Origin of the sequence: Pseudodesulfovibrio indicus, from assembly GCF_001563225.1 — a bacterium.
Taxonomy (GTDB): domain Bacteria; phylum Desulfobacterota; class Desulfovibrionia; order Desulfovibrionales; family Desulfovibrionaceae; genus Pseudodesulfovibrio; species Pseudodesulfovibrio indicus.
Map to the genome: position 1 here is coordinate 3,179,380 of NZ_CP014206.1, position 20,664 is coordinate 3,200,043.

Here is a 20,664-nt window from a genome sequence, read left to right on the forward strand (position 1 = left end):
CCTTTTCTTTGAGCAACGCCATGGCCCTGGTCAGTTTACGAGACATCACCATCAATTTCACCGGCACCGTCCTGCTGGACAAGGTCTCCATGCAGATCGAGCCCGGCGAACGCGTCTGCCTGCTCGGCCGCAACGGCGAGGGCAAGTCCACCCTGCTGTCCATCATCGAGGGCGTGACCAGCCCGGACGCAGGGAGCGTGGACTACGCGCGCGGGACCAAGGTGGCCATGCTGCCCCAGGAGGTCCCCCTGGAGCTGGCGGGCACGGTCTACGACATCGCGGCCCAGGGGCTGGGCGAGGTCGGCGGCCACCTGGCCGCATACCACCGGTCCGCACGCGCCCTGGCCGAATCCCCGGAACCGGACCAGCGGCTCGCCGAGCGCATGGAACGCGCCCAGCACGCCCTGGAGGACGCCGGGGGCTGGCCGCACCACCAGACCATCGAGACCGTGCTCTCCCACCTCAAGCTGGACGGCGACGCGCTGTTCGACGGGTTGTCCGGCGGCACCAAGCGCCGCGTGCTCCTGGCCCGCGCCCTGGTTTCCGGCCCGGACCTGCTCATCCTGGACGAGCCGACCAACCACCTGGACATCGACTCCATCGCCTGGCTGGAAGACTTCCTCCTGCGCCAGAACGCCGCTCTGCTCTTCGTCACCCACGACCGCGCCTTCCTGCGGCGCCTGGCCACGCGCATCGTGGAGCTGGACCGGGCAAAGCTGACCAGCTGGGAGTGCGACTACGACACCTATCTCCAGCGCAAGGACGACGCCCTGTCCGCCGAGGCCAAGCAGAACCACAACTTCGACCGCAAACTGGCCGAGGAGGAGACGTGGATCAGGCAGGGCATCAAGGCCAGGCGCACCCGGAACATGGGCCGCGTCCGCGACCTGCTCAAAATGCGCGAGGAACGGCGCGCCAGGCGCGAGCGCACCGGCCAGGCCAAGATGATCATCCAGGAAGCCGAGCGCACCGGCAAACTGGTCATCGAGGCCAGGGACCTCTCCTTCGGCTACCGGGGCGACAGGCTGATCGACGGTTTCTCCACCACCATCATGCGCGGGGACAAGGTCGGCCTCATCGGTCCCAACGGCGTGGGCAAGACCACCCTGCTCAAGATACTGCTGGGCGAGCTCGAACCCCAGTCCGGCTCCTTGCGCCACGGGGTGAACCTCCAGATCTGCTACTTCGACCAGTTGCGCGAGCAGCTCGACGAGACCAAATCGGCCCGGCACAACGTGGCCGACGGCAACGACTTCGTGGACATCAACGGGCACCGCCGCCACGTCATGACCCACCTCAAGAATTTCCTGTTCACCCCGGACCGCTCCAAGGTCCCGGTGTCCGTGCTCTCCGGCGGCGAGCGCAACCGGCTGCTCCTGGCCCGGCTGTTCACCCGCCCGTCCAACGTGCTGGTCATGGACGAACCGACCAACGACCTGGACGCCGAGACCCTGGACCTGCTGGAAGAGCTGCTCATGGACTATCCCGGCACCCTGCTGCTGGTCAGCCACGACCGCGACTTCCTGAACAACGTGGTCACCTCCACCATCGGTTTCGAGGGTTGCGGCCGGATCGCCGAATACGTGGGCGGCTACGACGACTGGCTCCGCCAGCGCCCCTCGGACGCCCCGGTGCGCGACAAGGAGTGCGCCCCCGCCAAGCCCGCTCCGGAAAAGCAGGCCCCGGCCAAGATTAGGCTGAGCTACAAGGAAAAATTCGAGCTGACCAAAAAACGGGATCAACTCAAGGAGATGCCCGCTCTCATCGAGCGGCTGGAGAGCGAGCTGGGAGCGTTGCAATCCCGCATGTCGGCGGGTGATTACTACAAAAATTCCGGCGAGATAATGGCCGACGACCAAAAGCGGTTGGAAACCCTTGAGTCGGACCTTGAAATCGCCTATGAGACCTGGGAAGAACTTGAAACCGCCCTTGAGGGCGTGGAGCTGGACTGAGAATGCAAGCCCTGACCATACGACACGTCGATCCCGACGACCTGACCGCGTGCCATACCATAGAAGCCAGGTGCTTTCCCCCTTCCGAGGCGGCCTGGACCAGCAGCCTGCGCAACCGCATCGAGAATTATCCCGAGGGGTTTCTGGTGGCGGAACTGGACGGCCGGGTGGTCGGCCAGGTGAACTCCGGCTCCACGGACAAGGACGACATCACGGATGAGGAGTTCAAGCAGCTCATCGGCCATGAGCCCGACGGCCGGTACATGGTCATCTTCTCCTTGTCCGTGCACCCCGATTACCGGAACCGGGGCATAGCGGACAGGCTCATGACCGACTTCATCAAACAGGCCCGAAAGATGGGCAAGGATGCGGTCAAGCTGCTGTGCAAGGAAGACCTCATCCCCTTCTACGCCCGCCACGGCTTCGAGCACGAGGGACTCTCCCAATCCACCCACGGCGGGGCCGCCTGGCACGCCATGACCCTGCACCTCAGCGACTAGCAACCACGCTTTTCAGACGCAAAAAGGCTGCCGGAAATGTACCGGCAGCCTTTTTTCGGGGATCTCGCCAGGGAGTGTCTACCACCCCTTGGACTTGAGGATGTCGTTGACCTTTTTCTCGGTTTTCTTCTCCACGATGACCATCTTCTTGGCCTGGGCCTTCTTGATCTTGTCGGTCAGGGCGTCGATGTCGGCGGGCTTCTCCATGAAGTCCATGGCGCCGAGCTTCATGGCCTGGATGCCCGCCTCCAGGGTGGCCTGGCCGGTGAGCAGGATGACCTGCAGGTCCGGGTGGCTCTTCCTGATGAGCTTGAGCATCTCGATGCCGTTCATGTCCGGCATCTGGAGGTCCAGAACGATGGCGTCGTAATCGCCGGCGCCCAAGGCGTCCACCGCGTTGCTGGCGCTTTCGGCGGTGGTCACTTCCATGCCGCGGATTTCCATGCGTTCGGACAGGGCCTCGAGGAATTCCACTTCGTCATCGATAAGCAGTACTTTTTCTGCCATTTTCTCATTCTCCGGTTGGGTATGAATGTTGTGTTATTCGGAACTTCCGGCACGTTCGAGCAACAGCTCGCTGGTCCCGGTCTTCTCGTTCACGCTCACGGAGGCGTTCATGGCCCGCGCGAGGTCGGCAAACGGTTCGTCATCCCTCAGCGGACCATCCTTTCCGGGAGAGGAAAGGGAGAACGATGCTCCGCCGCCTTCCGGGCGCACGCCGATGACCAGCGTATCGCCCGCTTCCAGTCTATCAAGGGCCGCCGCTATTGAGGAGTGCAGCAGCCGCGTCAGGTCAAAGGGGCTGGCGACCATGGAGACGGGCTCGCACTCGCCCATGGTCAGTTTGACCTGCCGCATGTCGGCAAATCGGGTGGACAGCGCCACGGCGAGGGCCAGTCCCTCCACCAGGTTCACTTCCCGGACGTCCTCGTCCGTGGAGTGGGCGAACGCGTTCATGTTCTTGATGATCGCGTCGCCGCGCCGGATCTGTCCCTGGATGGAGTTGGCCGCGCTCTTCAGCCTCTCGGGCTGGAGGGGCATGCCGCGCTCGGCCATGAGCGTGAAGTCCTCGATCAGCCCGGCCGCCTCGTTGATCACGGCGAACACGTTCTTGATCTCGTGGGACACGGACGCGCTGACGCGCCCGAAAAATCGCAACCCGGCACGGGTCTCGTCCTGTCTGCTCATAGCGCCTCCCTCCGGTTTCACTTCGTGACCCTGTTGATCAGGGCGACGAGTTCCTCAAGCTGGATGGGCTTGATGAGGTAGTTGCACCCGGCGGCGCAACCGGCCTTGAAATCCGATTCGGAACCGTGCCCGGAGAGGAAGATGAACTTCATGTCCGGGTGCTTATCCGCCAACCGGTCCATGAGGTCAAGCCCGCTCAGCCGGGGCATCTTCATGTCCAGCACGGCCACGGCGTATTCGGTCTTGTCGGCCATCTCCAGGGCGGATTCGCCGTTGTCCGCCCAGTCCGCATCCACGCCCCGAAAGCCGAGGCGCTCCGCCATGGCCGAAACCAGTTCCACTTCGTCGTCAACCAACAGTACTCTCATAACGGCTATGCCTTGTTCGTCTTTCCTTCGGGTTTGCTATACTTCAGGGGCATGACGATGGTGAAGGCCGTGCCCTTGCCCACTTCGCTCTCCACAGTCATGGAGCCGCCCAGTTCCTGCACCAGCCCGTAGGTGATGGACAGGCCCAGACCGGTTCCGCCGGTCTTCTTCTTGGTGGAGAAGAAGGGATCGAAAATGCGCTTGATGTCCTGGGGCGGAATGCCGCAGCCGTCGTCCTCCACCGTGAAGACCAGGTGGTCGCAGGCGGTCTCGCGGGCCGTGATGCCGAGATGGCCGCCGTCACTCATGGCCTGGAACGCATTGTTCACCAGGTTGAGGAAGATCTGTTGCAGCTTGCCCCGGTCGGAGATGAAGCTGGGCAGCGTCTCCGGGATGTCCATATCGATGGTGATGGACCGGTACTCGGCCTCCTTGCGCAGGAAGTCGATGACCTCGTTGGCCAGGTCCTTGAATTCGATGGAGTCCATCTCCACGTCGATGTGCCGCGCGAAACTGAGCAGCCGCTTGGTGATCTTGCCGCACCGGGCCACCGAGTTGATGATGGAGTCTATGTTGGCGAGCAGCCGCTCGTCGTGGGCGTACTCCTGCCGGTAGGTGAACAGGTCGCGGACCAGCCCGGCCTTCTCGTTGATGATCGCCAGGGGGTTGTTGATCTCGTGGGCCACGCCCGCCGCCAGCCGCCCGATGGAGGCCATGCGGTTGGTGTGCTCCATGCGGTGCAGGGTCCGCGCCCTGGTCTGGTCCGCGATGTAGATCTTGTTGACCATGTAGGTGGCCACCCCGACGATGACCAGGAGGATGATCATGATCGAGGAGATCAGGATCCACAGCAGCTCCATGCGGATGGTCTGCAACGGCTTCATCAGCTCGCGGGTGTGCTTGACCACCAAGACCACGAACGGGGTGTCGTGGATGTAGGCGTAGCCCACGGTGAAGTCCGTGCCGTCCCTGCCCTCCACCTGCTGCACGCTGGTCTTGTCGGAATAGGCCGGGATGGCCAGGTCCACCTTGGTCAGCAGGGAGCCATGCTCCTTGGACGGGGTCTGGATGATGCCGTCCCGGTCCACGATGAAGGCGTCGCCGCCGCCGGGCAGGTCGATGGAGGTCAGGATGGCGTTGAACGGCCCGGTGTCCAGGGTGGCGCGGAGGATGTAGTCCTCGCCGGTGCTGGCGTCGTGCATCTTGCGCGCGACCACCAGGTGCGGCACGTCGCGGAACCCCAGGAAGACGCGGCTGATGTAGGTGCCGTGCTCCATGGTACTGTTGAACCCTTCCTGACCGCTGTAGTCGCGCCCGAGCAGGTCGTAGGGGCCGATGTAGGCGATCTGCCGCCCCTTGCTGTCGATGATCCCGATATCCACGAACCCGCCGAAGCTGGTCTTCAGGGAGGACAGGACCCTGTTCAGGTTGTCGCGGTCGCGCAGCCCCTCGATGCCCTCGTGCTCGGCCAGGAAGTCCAGCGCCCGGGTCCGCTCCTCCAGGAAGTAGGCCACGGAACGGCGGGTGTTGGAGGTGGTCCTGGACGTGCGCAACAGGTTCTCGGATTCAAGGGAGGACCGGGTGACGTTGTAATCGATAAGCGCCATGACCATCAGCGGAATGAGCGCGACCAGGGCGAGCAGGCAGATGGCCAGCCGCCAGATCCGACGGTAGTTGAACAGGCTCTTGCCCACTCCCCCGTCGGGGTCCGTATCCCAGAATTGCGGTCTGATCTTCTCGATGAGAGACATGACGTCACCCGGCTCCCGTAGTTACTTTCCGGCTCGAATCTTTTCGTTGGCGGCCTTGAGCGTCTCGCTCAGGACATCGATGTCCACGGGCTTGTGCAGGTAGGCGAAGGCGCCCAGGTCCATGCACACCTTGCGGTCCGCCTCGGACCCGTGGCCGGTCAGGATGATGACCTCGATGTCCGGATGCTCGCCCTTGACGCGGCGCAGGACCTCGATGCCGTCGATGCCGGGCATCTTCAGGTCGAGGATCATGACTTCGGGCTCGTCGTCGCGGACCAGGTTCAGGGCGGACTCGCCATCGTAGACCACGGCGGAACCCATGTCACGCATCATCAGCCGCTCGGACAGGGTCTGGACGAATTCGCGCTCGTCGTCCACGAGCAGGACCTTGGACGGCACCTCGAAGTCCATCTTGCGGTAGATGTCGGTCTGGTGGAATCCCTTGCCCACGCCCGCCTCGACGGTCTTGACGCCTTCCACGTCCGAGACGATGGACTTGAGCTCGCGCTCCAGCTTCTCCAGCAGGAGGACGTGCTTGTTGATGGTCAGGGTGACGGTGCCCTTCTTGGCCGACACCTGCACGTTGTGCCCCTCCTTGGCCAGCACGGTCTCCACGCGGGCGGCCAGGAGGAAGTCCTCGCAGGAAGCCTTGGAGCCTTCGGTGACCTTGACGGCGGCATTACTGAACTGCTCGACGATGAGGTCGGCGGAACGCTCCACGCCGGTGGTCCCCACGGGCACCACCAGGTCGTACAGGGAACCGGCCCACGGGTCGTCGGCGTCGCGCACGGCCTTGACCCAGGCGGCGCGGTCCTCGTCGTCCTTGCGGATGAGCTTCATGGCGTGCTTCTCGGCGAACCCTTCCTCGCGGTCGGCCACGGCCAGCCGGCTCTTCATCTCGGAGATGAGGCAGACGTTGAGGATGTGGCCGATGGACCGGGAGGGCAACTGGGACACGAATCCGGGGATGACCAGATCGTCGCCCTCGACCAGCCGTTTGGCCAGGGCCAGGCGCATCCAGGCGATGGCCTGCTCCTTTTCGTGGCTGAAGGTATTGAAGACCGAGGTCTTGGCCTGGAAGGCGCGGGCGATGCGGTCCTCGGCCATTCCGGACAGGCTCGCGGCGTCGGCCACGATGTCCTGGTCCGTGACCAGGCGGCAACCCGTGGCGTCCACGACGCGCTTGACCACCACTCCGGCTTCGCAGAACAGTCCGTTGAAAACGGTGATGACAGACATATTGACTCCCTTTTACGCCTTACGCGAGGCGGCAGAAGGTGGTAAGGGGGCAGCTTTCTTCCTGGCCGTCCCGGTGAGCGCTTTCATGGGTGGCGCAAATGGCGGTCTCCATGGTCGTGTAGACGTGATCCTTGCCGATCTTCTCCAGCAGGTGGGTGCGTTCGAGCACGGCCATGACCGCCTCGTTCACGCCGCACAGGGAGATGTCCAGCCCGTTGGAACGCACGCGGTCCACGATCAGGGACAGGGCTTCCTCGCCGGAGGCGTCCATGTCGTTGATGCCGTTGGCCACGATGATGATGTGCCTGAGCTTGTCGTTGCCCATCATGCGCTCGGTGATCTGGTCCTCCAGGAAGCTCGCGTTGGCGAAGAACAGCGGGCCGTCGAAGCGGACCAGGGCGATGTGCTGGCATTCCTTGAGGCCGAAGGCCGTGGCGTCACGCAGGGATTCGTCCGCGTTGCGGGACAGGTTGGCAACGCGCGGGCGCATGGACTTGTAGAGGAAGACCAGCAGGGACAGGACCACGCCGACCATGATGCCCTTGTCCAGGTGCGGGGCAAACGCCAGGGTGCAGCCGAAGGACAGGATGGAGATGGCCCCGTCGTACCACTGGGCCTTCCAGGCGTGGATGAAGCCGGAGGCGTTGATCAGCCCGATGACCGCCATCATGATGACCGCGGCCAGCACGGCCTGGGGCAGATGATAGAGCAGCGGGGTGAAGAAGAGCAGCACGATGACCACCATCAGCGAGGTGAACACGCTGGACATGCCGGTCAGCGCGCCCGCCTGAAGGTTGACCGCCGAGCGGGAGAATGAGCCGGACGCCGGATAGCTCTTGCCGCAGGCGCCGAGCATGTTGGCCAGCCCCTGGCCGATGAGCTCCTGGTTGGGATCGAGGCGCTGGCCGGTCTTGGCGGCCATGGCCTTGGCGATGGAGATGGCCTCCATGAAGCCGAGCAGGGAGATGATCGCCGCGAACGGGATCAGATGGAGCATGACCTTGAGGTCCAGGGACGGAACGGTGATGGCCGGGATGCCGGAAGGCACGGTGCCGACCACGGCGCCGCCGCCCATCATCTTCAGGGACGCGGTGTCGAGCTTGGCGTTGCCGACCTTGACCCGCCAGGTGCGGCCGTCGGTGGCCATGCCCGCGGGAACGGCGTCCTGTTCGTAGAAACGAAGGCCGCCGTCCGCCTGTTCAACACCGGCGAAGAGGACGGAACGGAGATTCTTGCGCAGATCGTGGGCCTTAAGCTTGAGGCGCGCCATCTGGACGTTGAGGACGTTCATGTCGTGTTCGATGTCGAGCACCCTGACCGGGTCGCCGGACGACTTGGCCTCTTCCATCTGCTTGCCCAGGGCGGTGCGCTGCAGGGCCAGCTGGTCGATGCCGTCGATGGTGCCGTTGAAGCCGACAATGGCCTCGTGCACGGCCGGGGAGTCGATGGCGGAAACGGAGACGCTGGTGTCGTGGTTGAAGCCCAGCCCCCAGGACAGCGCGGTGGTGATGACCACCGCCACCAGTACGTTGGGGATCTTGGGATTCACGCGCTTGAGGCCGACCATGATGGCGAAGGCGAGGACGCCCATGCCAAGGGTGGGCCAGTGGGTGTAGTGGATGGCGGACTCGACCACGCGCATGATGGTCTCGTAGTGGTGCTCTGCGCCGTCGACGTAGACGCCGAACATCTTGGAGAACTGGGACGAGGCGATGATGATGGCCGCCGCGTTGGTGAAGCCGTTGACCACGGGGTGGGACAGGAAGTTGACCACCAGGCCGAGCTTGAGCACGCCCAGAAGGAACTGGAACATGCCGACCATCAGCGCGAGCAGGATGGCGAAGGCGATGTACCCTTCACTGCCGGCCGTGGCCAGGGGCTCCAGCGAGGCGGCGGTCATCAGCGAGACCACGGCCACCGGGCCGGTGGCAAGCTGGCGGCTGGACCCGAACAGGGCCGCCACCAGCGGAGGCAGGAACGAGGCGTAAAGGCCGTAGTAGGCGGGCATGCCCGCCAGCTGCGCATAGGCCATTGATTGGGGAATGAGCACAAGGGCCACGGTGAGCCCGGAGATGGCGTCCGCACGCAACGCCGTCATGTTGTACCCTTTGAACCAGTCGATGAAAGGGAATATTTTCGAAAGCATTCAGCCTCTTCCTTGCATTACGCCTGCAACATCCTGCGGCATGCGCGCATCAGCTCGTTGAACAGCGCCCCCGCATCGTACAGGTTGTAGTTTTTGAACCGAACCAGACCATCAGCCATCGTGAACAGAATGAGCGCCGATTTCCTGGGATGAACTTCCTTGCCGATGGAGCCGTCCTCCTGCCCGGTGACGATGGCCTTTTCGAAGATGTCCACGAGGCAATTGTAGATGTCTTCGAGATTCTCCCTGAACTCCGGATTGGACTCGGAGAACTTATAGAGAAAATGCCTGTGCAGGAGCAGAAACTTGTCTTCCATCAGCCCGGCCAGGTAGAGATAGAAGGAAATGACCTCCTCCGTCATTTCCATGCCCGAGTTGAACGGCCTGTTCTCGAAGAACCGCTCGAACTGGTCCACGATCTCGTCCCTGGTCTTCTCCAGGATCGCCAGCAGCAGACCTTCCTTGGTCTTGAAGTGGTAGAATATCGTCCCCTCGGCCACCCCGGTCAGCCGGGCCAGCTCCTGCCCGGACGTGTCCGCGAACCCCTTGTGCGCGAACATGAACGTGGCGACTTTGAGGATGGATTCCTTTTTCTTCATGCCTTGATCCTTTTTTCCCAAGCAAACCGAGTGTTCACTCAGTTTTTTCCTTCATACGGCCTAAAATGCCTTAATGTCAAAAAAATCGGCAAAACTGAGTAAGCACTCAGTTTCACAATCAACAAGTATAAAATAATTGGAAAAACAACTGCGCCCCCAGCGCCCTCACAAAAGAAATTCAAAAAAAGTTACCCCCACCCTCGCGAAGCGACCCAAAAAGTTTGGGAGGGGATGGGGGTCCAGGGGGAAGGGGGACCCTTTTCTCAAAGGGTCCCCCTTCCCCCTGGCCGCCGGAGGCAAAAAAGCCCCCGTCCGGCGGGCCGGGCGGGGGCTGTGTTCTCGTCGGGACGGACGGGCTAGCTCAGCCAGTCGTCGTCTTCCTCAATGGGCGCGAAGCCCCGGCGCATGGTGTTTTCGCAGACCAGGCGCGGGTCGAGGAACTGGAGCAGATAGTCGGGGCCGCCGGACTTGGAGCCGACGCCGGACATCTTGAAGCCGCCGAAGGCGTGGCGCTCGACGAGCGCGCCCACCGAGGGCTTGTTCAGGTACAGGTTGCCCACCCGGAACTCCTTGTAGGCGCGCTCAAGGTTGCGCGGGCTGCGGGAGTAGATGGCGCCGGTCAGGGCGAACTTGGTGGAGTTGGCAATGGCCAGGGCCTCGTCCATGTCCTTGGCGCGCATGACCGAGAGCACCGGGCCGAAGACCTCTTCCTGGGCGATGCGGTGGTCGCGGGTGATGTCGCCGACGATGGTCAGGGGCACGTAGCACCCGCCGGTGGCCTTGAGATCTTCGGAGACCTCGCGCTTGACCAGCACCCTGCCCTCCTCCTCGGCGATCTTGACGTAGCGCAGGACGTTCTGCTGGGCGGCCTTGTCCACCACCGGGCCCATGTAGTTGGCCGGGTTCTCGGACGGGCCGAGCTTGACGGACTTGGCGGCCTCGGTCAGGCGCTCCACGAACCGGTCGTAGATGGAATCGAGGACCACCACCCGCGAGCAGGCCGAACACTTCTGGCCCTGGAAGCCGAAGGCGGAATAGAGCACGCCGAGCACGGCCTCGTCGAGGTCGGCGTCGTCATCGATGATGATCGCGTTCTTGCCGCCCATTTCGGCGATGACCCGCTTGCACTGCTGCTGTCCGGGCTGGACCTTGGCGGCGCGCTCCTGGATGCGCAGCCCCACTTCCATGGAGCCGGTGAAGGCGATGACCGAGACTTCGGGATGGTCCACGAGGTGGTCGCCCATGACCGATCCCCGGCCGGGGCAGTAGTTGAACACGCCGTCGGGCAGACCGGCGGCCTTCCACATGTCCACCAGGGCGCGGCCCACGCAGGACGAGCTTCCGGCGGGCTTGTAGACCACGGGGTTGCCGCAGACGATGGCCGCGGAGACCATGCCCACGGAGATGGCCATGGGGAAGTTCCAGGGGGCGATGACCGCGGCCACGCCCTTGCCCTGGTAGAAGAGGTGGCTCATCTCGCCGGGAGCGCGGCCCATGCGCCGGGGCTTGCCCAGGCGGATCATCTCGCGCGCGTAGTATTCGAGGAAGTCGATGGCCTCGCCCACGTCGGCCTGGGCCTGATCCCACTGCTTGCCCACTTCGAGCACCTGGAGGGCGGCCATGTCGTGGACGTTGTCCTTGAGGTATTGGGCGGCCTTGAGCAGCGCCTCGGCCCGCTCCTCGGGGGCGACGTCGCGCCAGGTGAGGTACGCGGCGGAGGCGGCCTCCACGGCGCGGTCCACTTCCTCGACGCCCGCCTGGCAGACCGAACCGAGGATCTCGGACGGGAGGGCCGGGTTGTAGGAGTCGAGGGTGTCGGCGGTGGTCACGTCCTGGCCGTTGATGTACAGCGGGACCGTGCCGCCCATGGTCTTGCGCAGCTTGGCGATGGACGCGGGGTACGCGTCGCGCTCGGCGGCCAGGGTGAAGTCCGCCGGGGGGAAGTTCTTGAACCGGGGCAACCCGCCCTTGTCCTCGGACGGGGTCACGCACTTGCCTTCGAGCTGGCGGCGCAGGGTCTCGGCCGGGTTCTCCAGGAGCCGGTCCATGTCCGCCTCGTCGGCAAAGGTCTGCTTGAGGAAGGACTCGTTGGCGGTGTTCTCCAGGAGACGGCGCACCAGGTAGGCCATGCCGGGCAGGAGATCGCCGTAGGGGCAGTAGAGGCGCACGCGCTTGGCCACGTTCTTGAGGCCCTTGCGCACGGGTTCGGCCATGCCGTAAAGCACCTGGAACTCGTAGCGCTCCTCCGGGACCTTCAGCTCGGCGGCGCTCTCCATGATCGCGGAAATGGTCCGGATGTTGTGCGAGGCGCAGGCGAAGTGGCAGATGTCGCTGTTTTCGAGGATGTAGCGCCCCACCCGCTCGTAGGCCATGTCGGACTCGGGCTTGTGGGTCCAGACAGGGACGGGCCAGTCGTTCTGCTTGGCCAGCACGGTCTCGTAATCCCAGTACGCGCCCTTGACCAGCCGGATGGACACCGGGAGGTTCACTTCACGCGCCCAGCCGATGAAGGAGCTGACGTCCTCGTCCACGGACCGCAGGTAGGCCTGGAAGACGATGCCCAGGTGCGGGTAGTCGGGGTACTTGGTGCGCAGCCGCTTGTACAGCTCGACCGTGGCCTCCTTGTACTTGAGCTGCTCCATGTCGATGCACATGAAGCCGCCCATCTCCATTACCTTCTTATAGACGGGCTCGATGGAGGCGACCATGCCGTCCACGGTTCCCTCCAGGTCCACGGGCTTGGACTGGGAGTAGAAGGCCGAGGGCTTGACCGCCACGTTGACCTTGGGGGTGTGGCCCCAGTCCAGGCCGCCCGCCCCGTTGTCCAGGGCGTTCCACTTGTCCAGTTCCTTATGGATGGCGTTCAGGACCTCCAGGTAGCCGTCGCGGTAGGCGGCGGACTCCACTTCGGACACCGTGGCCTCGCCCAGCAGGTCGAGGACGAAGGCAAAGCCGTCCTTGCGCAGCTTCTTGATGCCCTTGACCGCTTCCTTGGCCTCCTGGCCGATGATGAACTGGCGGGCCATGGACTCGATGTTGGAGCGGATGGTCTTGTTCAGGACCTTGGCCACCAGGCCGCCCCCGAACTTGGTCTTGGTGGCGCCCCATTTGAGCACGTCGGGGATGTTGGAATCGTCACCCGCGAAATATTCTTCAATATGGCGCGAAAGTGACTCGGAGGTGCTCAGATAAGGAAGAACATCAACAAATCTAAACATTTGGACCTTGAAATCCTCGTTTTTCATGGCCCAATCCATGACCTTTCCGGTCCACCAGCCTTTGTTGAAAACCGAAGGAGATTCTCCCGAAATGGACGAAAAAAACTCCCTGCCCCGAGTTATGATTCTCGGGTCCAGGGAGGTCGGTGTAGCGGACATCGTTTGCTCCTTGTACTTCGTACTTCTAGTCGTTTTCGTGAGGTAGTGGTATGACCCGCGATTCTTTCACCGTGGTCAGCACTATGGTCGAGTTGGTGTCCCTGACCGGCCCGATGGTGCCGAACTTCGCCAGGGTCGCCTGCAACGCTTCGGTATCCTCGACCCGGACCTTGACCAGGTAGGAATCCCTTCCAGCCGTATAATGAACTTCCAGAACCTCCGGGAATTCGGCCAGTTTCTGACCGACCTCGGTTGCGCCGACGCCCTCCTCCACGCGGATGGAAGTGAAGGCGGTCAGCCCGCGGCCCAGGGCTTTGTGGTTGACAATACATTCGTACCCCTTGATTATACCACTCTTCTTGAGCTTGCGCACGCGCTCGAGAACAGCGGAAGGAGCCTTGCCGACCTTGCGGGCAATTTCGGCATTGGAGACCTTTCCATCTTCCTGAAGGATGTTCAGGATTTCCAAATCCAGTTTGTCAATCTTTCTGTTATTCATGGAATAAGGGAATAATATTCTTTTCACCCTGTGTCAAGCACCCCACCGGGCGCAAGACAAAGGATACAAACCGGCTTTCCTTTTCTGAAATCCTCGGATAATCTGACAAATCGATATTTTTTGAGTTTCGACCGCCCAGCGCGGCACAGGATAATCCTTGAAAAGCAACTCGCTTGATCGTACCCGGGCCGATGCCCGCATAACCGTCTCCGCACGAGGCGCCGTCATGACGGTCGCCCTTTCCGGCCGCCTGGACGCCGCCGGAACCGCCGCCGTCTGGGACGACGCGGTCAAGGGCGTGGGCGGAACCGGGTTCACCTCCCTGGTGGTGGACTGCGCGGGCGTGACCTACCTGAACGGCTCCGGCGAGGCCCTGCTGGTCAAGCTCAGGGAGATGGCCAGGACCATTGGCGCCACCTTCGAACTGCACAACATGCGCGACGAGGACCGCAAGCTGGCGGAGCTGACCTGGGACGTGGAGCTGCCCGCCTACGACGGCAAGAGCATGGAGCGCCGCTCGCTGGCCGAGACCCTGACCGACGCCGGAAGACAGTACTGGCAGAGCCTGCGCGCCATGATTGCCTTCGTGGGCGAATCCTCGATCCTGGTCGGCCAGGTCCTGATCCGGCCCCACAAGGTGCGCTGGAAGGACGTTCTCCTGTCCTGCACCAACGTGGGCGTGGACTCCCTGTTCATCATCGTGCTCATCGGCTTTCTCATGGGGCTGATCATGTCCTTCCAGTCCGCCATCAGCCTGCAACGGTTCGGCGGCGAGATATTCGTGCCCAACATGCTCGGCCTGGTCATGTTCCGCGAGATGGGCCCGCTGGTCACCGCCATCCTGCTGGCCGCCCGGTCCGGCTCGGCCTTCGCAGCCGAGATCGGGACCATGAAGGTCAACGAGGAGCTGGACGCCCTGACCACCATGGGGCTGTCCCCCATGCGCTTTCTGGTGACGCCCAAGCTCCTGTCCGCCATGATGATGATTCCGCTGATGACCATGTTCTTCAACCTGGCGAGCCTGGTGGGCGGGGCGGTGGTCATGCTCTCCATGGGCTATCCCCTGGTGACCTTCACCTCGCGCGTGTTCAGCTATCTCTCCCTGTCCGATTTCTGGGGCGGCATGCTCAAGGCCCTGGTGTTCAGCTTCCTGGTGGCGGGCGTGGGTTGCCTGCGCGGCCTGCAGACCCGGTCCGGGGCCAGCGCGGTGGGCCTTTCCACCACCAGCGCCGTGGTCACCGGCATCATCCTCATAGCCTTCGCCGACGGCCTCTTCGCCGTGGCGTACTATTACCTTGGATTTTAGGAAGGGGCGCATGGAAAACGAAACGGTCATCAGCGTGCGCAACCTGACCTGCGGGTACGACGGAAACGTGGTCGTGGACAACGTCAGCTTCGACATCCACCGGGGCGAGGTGTTCGTCATCCTGGGCGGATCGGGCTGCGGCAAGTCCACCCTGCTCAAGAACATGATCGGCCTGATCCAGCCCATGGCCGGAGAGGTCTTCTACGGCGAGGACGAACTGACCTCGGCCGACGGCGCACGGCGCGACGCCATCATCCGCAAATTCGGGGTCATGTACCAGATGGGCGCGCTCTTCGGGTCCATGTCACTGCTCCAGAACGTCATGCTCCCCCTGGAGGAGTTCACGGACCTGCCCCGCGAGGCCATCTCGATCATCGCCAAGTCCAAGCTGGCCATGGTGGACCTGGAGCAGGCCGCCTACAAGATGCCCGCCGCCCTGTCCGGCGGCATGAAGAAGCGCGCGGCCATAGCCAGGGCCATGGCGCTCGATCCCGGCATCCTGTTCCTGGACGAGCCGGGCGCCGGGCTGGACCCCATCTCCAGCGCGTCACTGGACGAGCTGATCATGGACCTCTCCAAGAATCTCGGCATCACCTTCGTCATCGTCACGCACGAGCTGGAGTCCATTTACAAAATAGCTGATCGGGTTATCATGCTCGACAGGGAAGTCAAATCCATCGTGGCCGAAGGCGACCCCCGCGAGCTGCGGGACACCTCCACCAACCTGTTCGTCCGGCGGTTCTTTCTCCGCCAGCCGAACATAGGCAAACCCGGCTATGACGAAAACGGGCAGCCCGTAGCGCAAGGATAGGCAATGATACGGAAAAACGACTACTTCAAGCTGGGCCTCTTCATCATCCTCGGCACCGGCATGCTGCTGGCCATGGTCATCATCCTGGGAGCGGGCCGGTTTTTCGAGACCACCTATCCCCTGGAGACCTACTTCGACGAATCCGTCAACGGCCTGTCCGTCGGGTCCCCGGTCAAGCTGCGCGGCGTCCAGGTGGGCCGCGTGTCCCAGATCAATTTCGTGACCAACATCTATCCCGAAGCCCGCGAGCGCGAAATCCGCTACGTCTACGTCCTCTGCGAGATCAACCCGGATCTCTTCGACGACATGAGCGAAGAGGAGTTCGACGATTACGTCCGCCGGGAGTCCAAGCGCGGCATGCGCATCCGGCCCACCTCCCTGGGATTGACCGGCCAGCTCTTCCTGAACACCGTGTACCAGGACGCCGAGAGCAACCCGCCCCTGCCCCTGGACTGGACCCCGGAGTTCGCCTACGTTCCGTCCGTGCCCTCCACCCTCAGCCGGGTCGAGGAGGCCGTGACCACCATCAGCAAGACCCTGAGTTCCCTCAAGCAGGAAGACCTCCAGTCCATCATAACCGACGTCAAATCCATCGTCGGAACCATCGACGACTTCATGAAGACCCAGGGCGGCCAGGAAGCGGGCGAGCGCATGCTCGACATCCTGCAGTCCACGCGCGGCATCCTTTCCCGAACCGACAAGCTGCTGTCCGATCCCGCCGCCGAGGCGATCATCCCGAACGTCTCGGCCATCACCGCCAACGTCAGCCGGATCACCGAGGAATCGGCGGACAACATCATCAATGCCGCAGCCGAGACCCGCGCGGCCATCGCCAGCTTCAAGCAGGCCTCCCAGGTCCTGAGCAGGACCCTGACCGATCCCCGCATGGACAAGGCCATGGGCGAGATCGCCCCCACGCTGGAGAACATCTCCCAGGCGTCCGCCGACCTGGCCGCCGCGGTCAGCAAGATCCACGCCCTGGTCAACCGCGTGAACGGCAACATCGCCGCCGAGGAAGGGGCCCTCCACTCCATCATCGAGGACACCAGGGAAGTGCTGCAAAACGTCAAGGAGCTGACCGAAGACGCCAAGCGCTACCCGTCCGGCGTGCTCTTCGGCAATCCGCCGACCAAACCCAATCCCGAAACCAAGTAACCGGGGGCCGACATGAAACCATACCGCATCCTGATCCTCGTCCTGGCCGTGGCCCTGGCCGCCTCCGCCTGCGTCAAGCTCGGCGGCAAGCCCGTGGACAAGCGCTACTACCAGCTCTCGCCCGAACGCACCGCCGCCGCAGCAACCCAGCCCCGCGAAGAAACCCTCAAGATCCGCCGGCTGGCCGTGTCCGATCTCTACAACGCCCGCGAGCTGGTCTACCGGGGCCCGGAGGGGGCCATAGACTCCGACTTCTACAACCTGCTCTTCGTCACCCCCGGCAACATGCTGACCACCGAACTGCGCCGCTGGCTGACCGAGTCCGGACTGTTCACCCATATCGTCGCGCCCGGCAGCCTGGTGGTCCCCGGCCTGACCCTGGAAGGCATGGTCAACGCCCTGTACGGCGACTATTCCGGCCCTGCACCCGCCGCCGTGGTCGAAATGCAGTTCTTCGTGGTGGACGAATCCAACGCCGAGAACGCCATCGTCTTCGCCGGCTCGTACAAGGAGCGGGTGCCCCTCGCCTCCGCCGATCCCCAGACCCTGGTCCAGGGCATGACACAGGCCGTGGCCCATATCTTCACCAACCTTGAAAACGATCTGGCCGTTGCGCCGCTTGAGAACTGATGGTCAAGAAAGCCAAAACATACCGTCCCGAAGAATTCGACGAAATCGACGACCGCCCCAGCCGCTCCCAGCTGAAGCGCGACATGATCGAGCTGCAACAGCTCGGCGCCGACATGGCCGCGCTGGGCGACAAGGTGGTCAAGGAGGCGGGCCTGCCCCCGGAAGTGGAAAAGGCCCTGCTGCTCATCAAGAGCATGACCAAGCACGAGGCCCGGCGGCGGCACATGCAGTACGTGGGCAAGCTCATGCGGACCTTCGACACCACCCACGTGCGCGAGTTGGTCGAAACGGCCAAGCTCGGCCACCAGGTCAAGACCGCCGAGTTCCAGCGCGTGGAAGACCTGCGCGACCGGCTGCTCGACGGCGACGACGACCTGCTCTCCAAGCTCTACGAAGTCTACCCGGACGAGGCCCAGCGTCTCCGCCAGCTCGCCCTTGGCGCGCGCCGGGAAGCCGCCGGCGGCAAGCCGCCCAAGGAATCCCGCGCCCTCTTCCGCCTCCTCCGCTCCCTGCCTCCCTTCGAGGAGTAGGCGCCTCCGGCGGCCGGGGGAAGGGGAAGAGGGGAACCCTTTGCAAAGGGTTCCCCTCTTCCCCTTCCCCCGGACCCCCATCCCCATCTCCCCTCCGAACTCTTTGGGTCGCTTCGCGAGGTTTGATGGTCATGAAAACACCTGCCACAGCACGCTGCTTTTCCAAGACAAACCCGCACGACAAAACGCATCCGCACGGACACGAGCGAAGCGAGCGATAAAAAGCTTTGAAGGGGGAGTCCAGAGGGGGAAACTTTCTCGAAAGTTTCCCCCTCTGGCCGATCGCTGCTGTCCTCATCCGTAAGGCTGGAGGCCCGGAGGCATTCTTCCCAAAAATAATCCGCGCCGGTCTTGACGGGGGATTTGGGGGATTATCTATTGGTCATTGAATCAAACGCGGCGGGTCCGCCGTTTTTAAGGAGATGATACAGATGGTTATTCACGAATACGCCGGAGTCGTCACGGAGTTGCCCGACAAGGATTGCCCGCATTGCGGCAAAACCCTCGACGCATGGCTCGCGCCGCCGGAGACCGGCTGGGGCGTCATCCTGATCTGCAACAACAACAATTGTCCGCACTACCTCGGTTCCGAGGGCGACATCATGCACAAGCGCGACGATTCCCATCTGGGCTGCCGCTATGCCGAAGACCCGGCCAACGGCTTCAAGCCCGTCAACGTCCTTGCCGTCTGCCCCCACTAGGGGAGATTTCATAGAACACCGTGGAAAAGGCCCCGTGCAAGCGGGGCCTTTTTCATTTGGCGCGGGTGCGCCTATGGAGACCATCCGAATATGTGATGGCATATCAGGTTCCCTTCATTGGGGAACAATGCTAGATCGTTCCATCAAGCGCAAATGGAGAACGGCATGGTCATCGAGGAAGGTAAGACGAAGGCATTTCTGGCCCTTTGGGGAGCGGTCCTGCTCTGGGCCAGCTCGTTCATCGTGCTCAAGATCGCCTTCCAGCGGTTCGACCCCATGGTGGTCATCTTCGGCCGCATGTTCGTGGCCAGCCTCGGCTTCATGCTCGTGTTCCGACGGCTCCGGCACATCGACTACCAGCCCGGCGACTGGAAGCTGCTCGCCTTCATGGGCGTGTGCGAACCGGGGCTGTACTTCATTTTCGAGGCCCTGGCCCTGACCTATACCGACGCCTCGCAGGCGGGCATGATCTGCGCCCTGCTGCCGCTGATGGTGGCCGTGGCCGCGCGGCTGGTGCTGGGCGAACCGCTGTCCAAGCGGATGGCCTCGGGCTTCGGCCTGGCCATCGTGGGTGCGGTGCTGCTCTCCGCCGTGGCCGAGAAGACGGACACCGCCTCCAACCCGGTTCTCGGCAACTTCCTGGAATTCCTGGCCATGATCTGCGCCTGCGGATACATGATCGCCATGAAAAAGCTGATGCCTCGCTACAACTCGTGGTTCCTGACCATGATCCAGGCGTTCATCGGCGCGGTGTTCTATTTTCCGCTGCTCTTCCTGCCCTCCACCAAGATGCCCGTGGCCTTCGACTTCACGGGCGTGGCCTCGATCCTCTATCTGGGCACCTTCGTGACCATCATGGCCTACGGGCTGTACAACTACGGCATGTCCAAGATTCCCACGGCCCAGGCCTCGGCGTTCATCAACCTGATCCCGGTGATCACCCTGATCCTGGGCATGGTCCTGCTGGGCGAACGGCTGAACTGGATGCAGTACGCGGCCTCGGTGATCGTCATCGGCGGGGTCTACGTCAGCCAGGACAACAAGTCCCGCAAGGTTGCAGCTGCCGCCTAAATCTCGATGAAGATGTCCTTCCGGGTGCAGCCCGCCTCGGCCAGCAGCCGGGACACGGCCTCCATCCCGGACTCCCCCACGTCCAGGCTGTAGTCGGTGACGAAGGTCTCGATGTGACTGCACACCACGTCTTCGCTCAGCTCCTGGGCATGGCTGCGGACATAGTCGCGCCCGGCCTCGGGGTTGGCTCGCGCCGCGCCCAGCGACCGCCGGATGGCCTCGTTCATGCGCCGGGCCGTGTCCTCGCCCAGTGAGCGCCTGATGGCGATGGCCCCCAGCGGGATGGGCAGCCCGGTAAATCCCTCCCACCACGCGCCCAGGTCCAGGACCCGCTTCAAGCCGCGTTCCGAGAACGTGAACCGCCCCTCGTGGATGACCACGCCCGCTTCCACCGATCCCGCCTCCACGGCGGGCATGACCTCGTCGAAGACCATGGGCACGCGCTCCACGGCGATGCCCGCCTCGCGGCAGCAGAGGCCGAAGATCAGGTTGGCCGTGGTCCGCTCGCCGGGGATGGCCACCCGCGCACCGTCCAGGGATTCGAGCGTCCTGTCCCGGCCCGACACCAGCACCGGCCCGGCCCCGTAGCCCATGGCCCCGCCCGCGCGCAGCAGCACGTAGTCGTCCAGGATTCCCGCGGCGGCCGCCACCGAGATCTTGACCACGTCCAGCGACCCGGATGCGGCCAGCCCGTTCAGCTCCTCCACGTCGGCCAGGGTCACGGACAGCCCGCCCGGCCACTGGATCAGCCCGGTGGCCAGGGCGTGAAAGATATAGGTGTCGTTGGGACAGGGGGAAAAGCCGATGCTCAAATTCCTAGGCATGATAACTCTTTGGTATA

19 protein-coding genes are annotated in these 20,664 nt (G+C 63.3%); 9 read left to right on the plus strand and 10 right to left on the minus strand.

Annotation, left to right across the window (positions count from 1 at the left end; genetic code table 11):
- The first annotated feature begins 20 nt into the window (after positions 1–20).
- Positions 21–1,952, plus strand: a complete 1,932-nt coding sequence (locus AWY79_RS14420; protein WP_066805437.1) for an ATP-binding cassette domain-containing protein — start codon at positions 21–23, stop codon at positions 1,950–1,952.
- Positions 1,953–1,954: 2 nt separating this feature from the next.
- Positions 1,955–2,452 (plus strand): GNAT family N-acetyltransferase, encoded by a 498-nt coding sequence (locus tag AWY79_RS14425; RefSeq protein ID WP_066805439.1) that lies wholly within the window; start codon positions 1,955–1,957, stop codon positions 2,450–2,452.
- A 78-nt stretch (positions 2,453–2,530) separates the two neighbouring features.
- Here the strand turns inward: AWY79_RS14425 and AWY79_RS14430 are convergent, their stop codons facing one another.
- From AWY79_RS14430 to AWY79_RS14470, 9 genes are all read right to left on the minus strand, one after another.
- A complete protein-coding gene (locus AWY79_RS14430) occupies positions 2,531–2,959 on the minus strand; it encodes a response regulator (protein WP_066805442.1) in 429 nt (142 codons plus the stop codon).
- Positions 2,960–2,992: 33 nt separating this feature from the next.
- Positions 2,993–3,640: a sensor histidine kinase gene (locus tag AWY79_RS14435; RefSeq protein WP_066805445.1), complete on the minus strand. Its 648-nt coding sequence runs from the start codon at positions 3,638–3,640 to the stop codon at positions 2,993–2,995.
- A gap of 17 nt (positions 3,641–3,657) precedes the next feature.
- Positions 3,658–4,008 carry a response regulator gene (locus AWY79_RS14440; RefSeq protein WP_066805448.1) on the minus strand — a complete coding sequence of 117 codons (351 nt, stop codon included), beginning with the start codon at positions 4,006–4,008 and terminating at the stop codon, positions 3,658–3,660.
- Positions 4,009–4,013: 5 nt separating this feature from the next.
- Positions 4,014–5,759 (minus strand): sensor histidine kinase, encoded by a 1,746-nt coding sequence (locus tag AWY79_RS14445; RefSeq protein WP_066805451.1) that lies wholly within the window; start codon positions 5,757–5,759, stop codon positions 4,014–4,016.
- 21 nt (positions 5,760–5,780) lie between these two features.
- Positions 5,781–6,998 carry a response regulator gene (locus AWY79_RS14450; RefSeq protein WP_066805458.1) on the minus strand — a complete coding sequence of 406 codons (1,218 nt, stop codon included), beginning with the start codon at positions 6,996–6,998 and terminating at the stop codon, positions 5,781–5,783.
- 19 nt (positions 6,999–7,017) lie between these two features.
- Positions 7,018–9,144: a SulP family inorganic anion transporter gene (locus AWY79_RS14455; protein WP_066805460.1), complete on the minus strand. Its 2,127-nt coding sequence runs from the start codon at positions 9,142–9,144 to the stop codon at positions 7,018–7,020.
- Positions 9,145–9,161: 17 nt separating this feature from the next.
- Positions 9,162–9,743 (minus strand): TetR/AcrR family transcriptional regulator, encoded by a 582-nt coding sequence (locus AWY79_RS14460; protein ID WP_066805462.1) that lies wholly within the window; start codon positions 9,741–9,743, stop codon positions 9,162–9,164.
- A gap of 356 nt (positions 9,744–10,099) precedes the next feature.
- Positions 10,100–13,120 (minus strand): proline dehydrogenase family protein, encoded by a 3,021-nt coding sequence (locus AWY79_RS14465; protein WP_066805464.1) that lies wholly within the window; start codon positions 13,118–13,120, stop codon positions 10,100–10,102.
- Positions 13,121–13,145: 25 nt separating this feature from the next.
- Positions 13,146–13,619 carry an Lrp/AsnC family transcriptional regulator gene (locus AWY79_RS14470; protein WP_066805475.1) on the minus strand — a complete coding sequence of 158 codons (474 nt, stop codon included), beginning with the start codon at positions 13,617–13,619 and terminating at the stop codon, positions 13,146–13,148.
- A 157-nt stretch (positions 13,620–13,776) separates the two neighbouring features.
- Between AWY79_RS14470 and AWY79_RS14475 the strand changes: the two genes are divergently transcribed.
- From AWY79_RS14475 to AWY79_RS14505, 7 genes are all read left to right on the plus strand, one after another.
- The gene (locus AWY79_RS14475) at positions 13,777–14,925 is read left to right on the plus strand and encodes an ABC transporter permease (protein ID WP_066805478.1); all 1,149 of its coding nucleotides are present in this window, start codon (positions 13,777–13,779) and stop codon (positions 14,923–14,925) included.
- Positions 14,926–14,935: 10 nt separating this feature from the next.
- Positions 14,936–15,736 (plus strand): ABC transporter ATP-binding protein, encoded by an 801-nt coding sequence (locus AWY79_RS14480; RefSeq protein ID WP_066805482.1) that lies wholly within the window; start codon positions 14,936–14,938, stop codon positions 15,734–15,736.
- 3 nt (positions 15,737–15,739) lie between these two features.
- Positions 15,740–16,891: an MlaD family protein gene (locus AWY79_RS14485; RefSeq protein WP_066805484.1), complete on the plus strand. Its 1,152-nt coding sequence runs from the start codon at positions 15,740–15,742 to the stop codon at positions 16,889–16,891.
- A gap of 12 nt (positions 16,892–16,903) precedes the next feature.
- Positions 16,904–17,521, plus strand: a complete 618-nt coding sequence (locus tag AWY79_RS14490) for an ABC-type transport auxiliary lipoprotein family protein (protein WP_066805486.1) — start codon at positions 16,904–16,906, stop codon at positions 17,519–17,521.
- Positions 17,521–18,051 (plus strand): ribosome biogenesis factor YjgA, encoded by a 531-nt coding sequence (gene yjgA, locus AWY79_RS14495; protein WP_066805488.1) that lies wholly within the window; start codon positions 17,521–17,523, stop codon positions 18,049–18,051. The genes AWY79_RS14490 and yjgA overlap by 1 nt, the downstream gene beginning before the upstream one ends.
- 431 nt (positions 18,052–18,482) lie before the next feature.
- Positions 18,483–18,752, plus strand: a complete 270-nt coding sequence (locus AWY79_RS14500; RefSeq protein WP_066805490.1) for a hypothetical protein — start codon at positions 18,483–18,485, stop codon at positions 18,750–18,752.
- Between the two features lie 165 nt (positions 18,753–18,917).
- The gene (locus AWY79_RS14505; RefSeq protein ID WP_066807265.1) at positions 18,918–19,823 is read left to right on the plus strand and encodes a DMT family transporter; all 906 of its coding nucleotides are present in this window, start codon (positions 18,918–18,920) and stop codon (positions 19,821–19,823) included.
- Here the strand turns inward: AWY79_RS14505 and AWY79_RS14510 are convergent.
- Positions 19,820–20,647, minus strand: coding sequence for a 1,4-dihydroxy-6-naphthoate synthase (locus AWY79_RS14510; protein WP_066805492.1), 828 nt, complete (start codon positions 20,645–20,647; stop codon positions 19,820–19,822). The genes AWY79_RS14505 and AWY79_RS14510 overlap by 4 nt on opposite strands.
- Positions 20,648–20,664 lie beyond the last annotated feature (17 nt).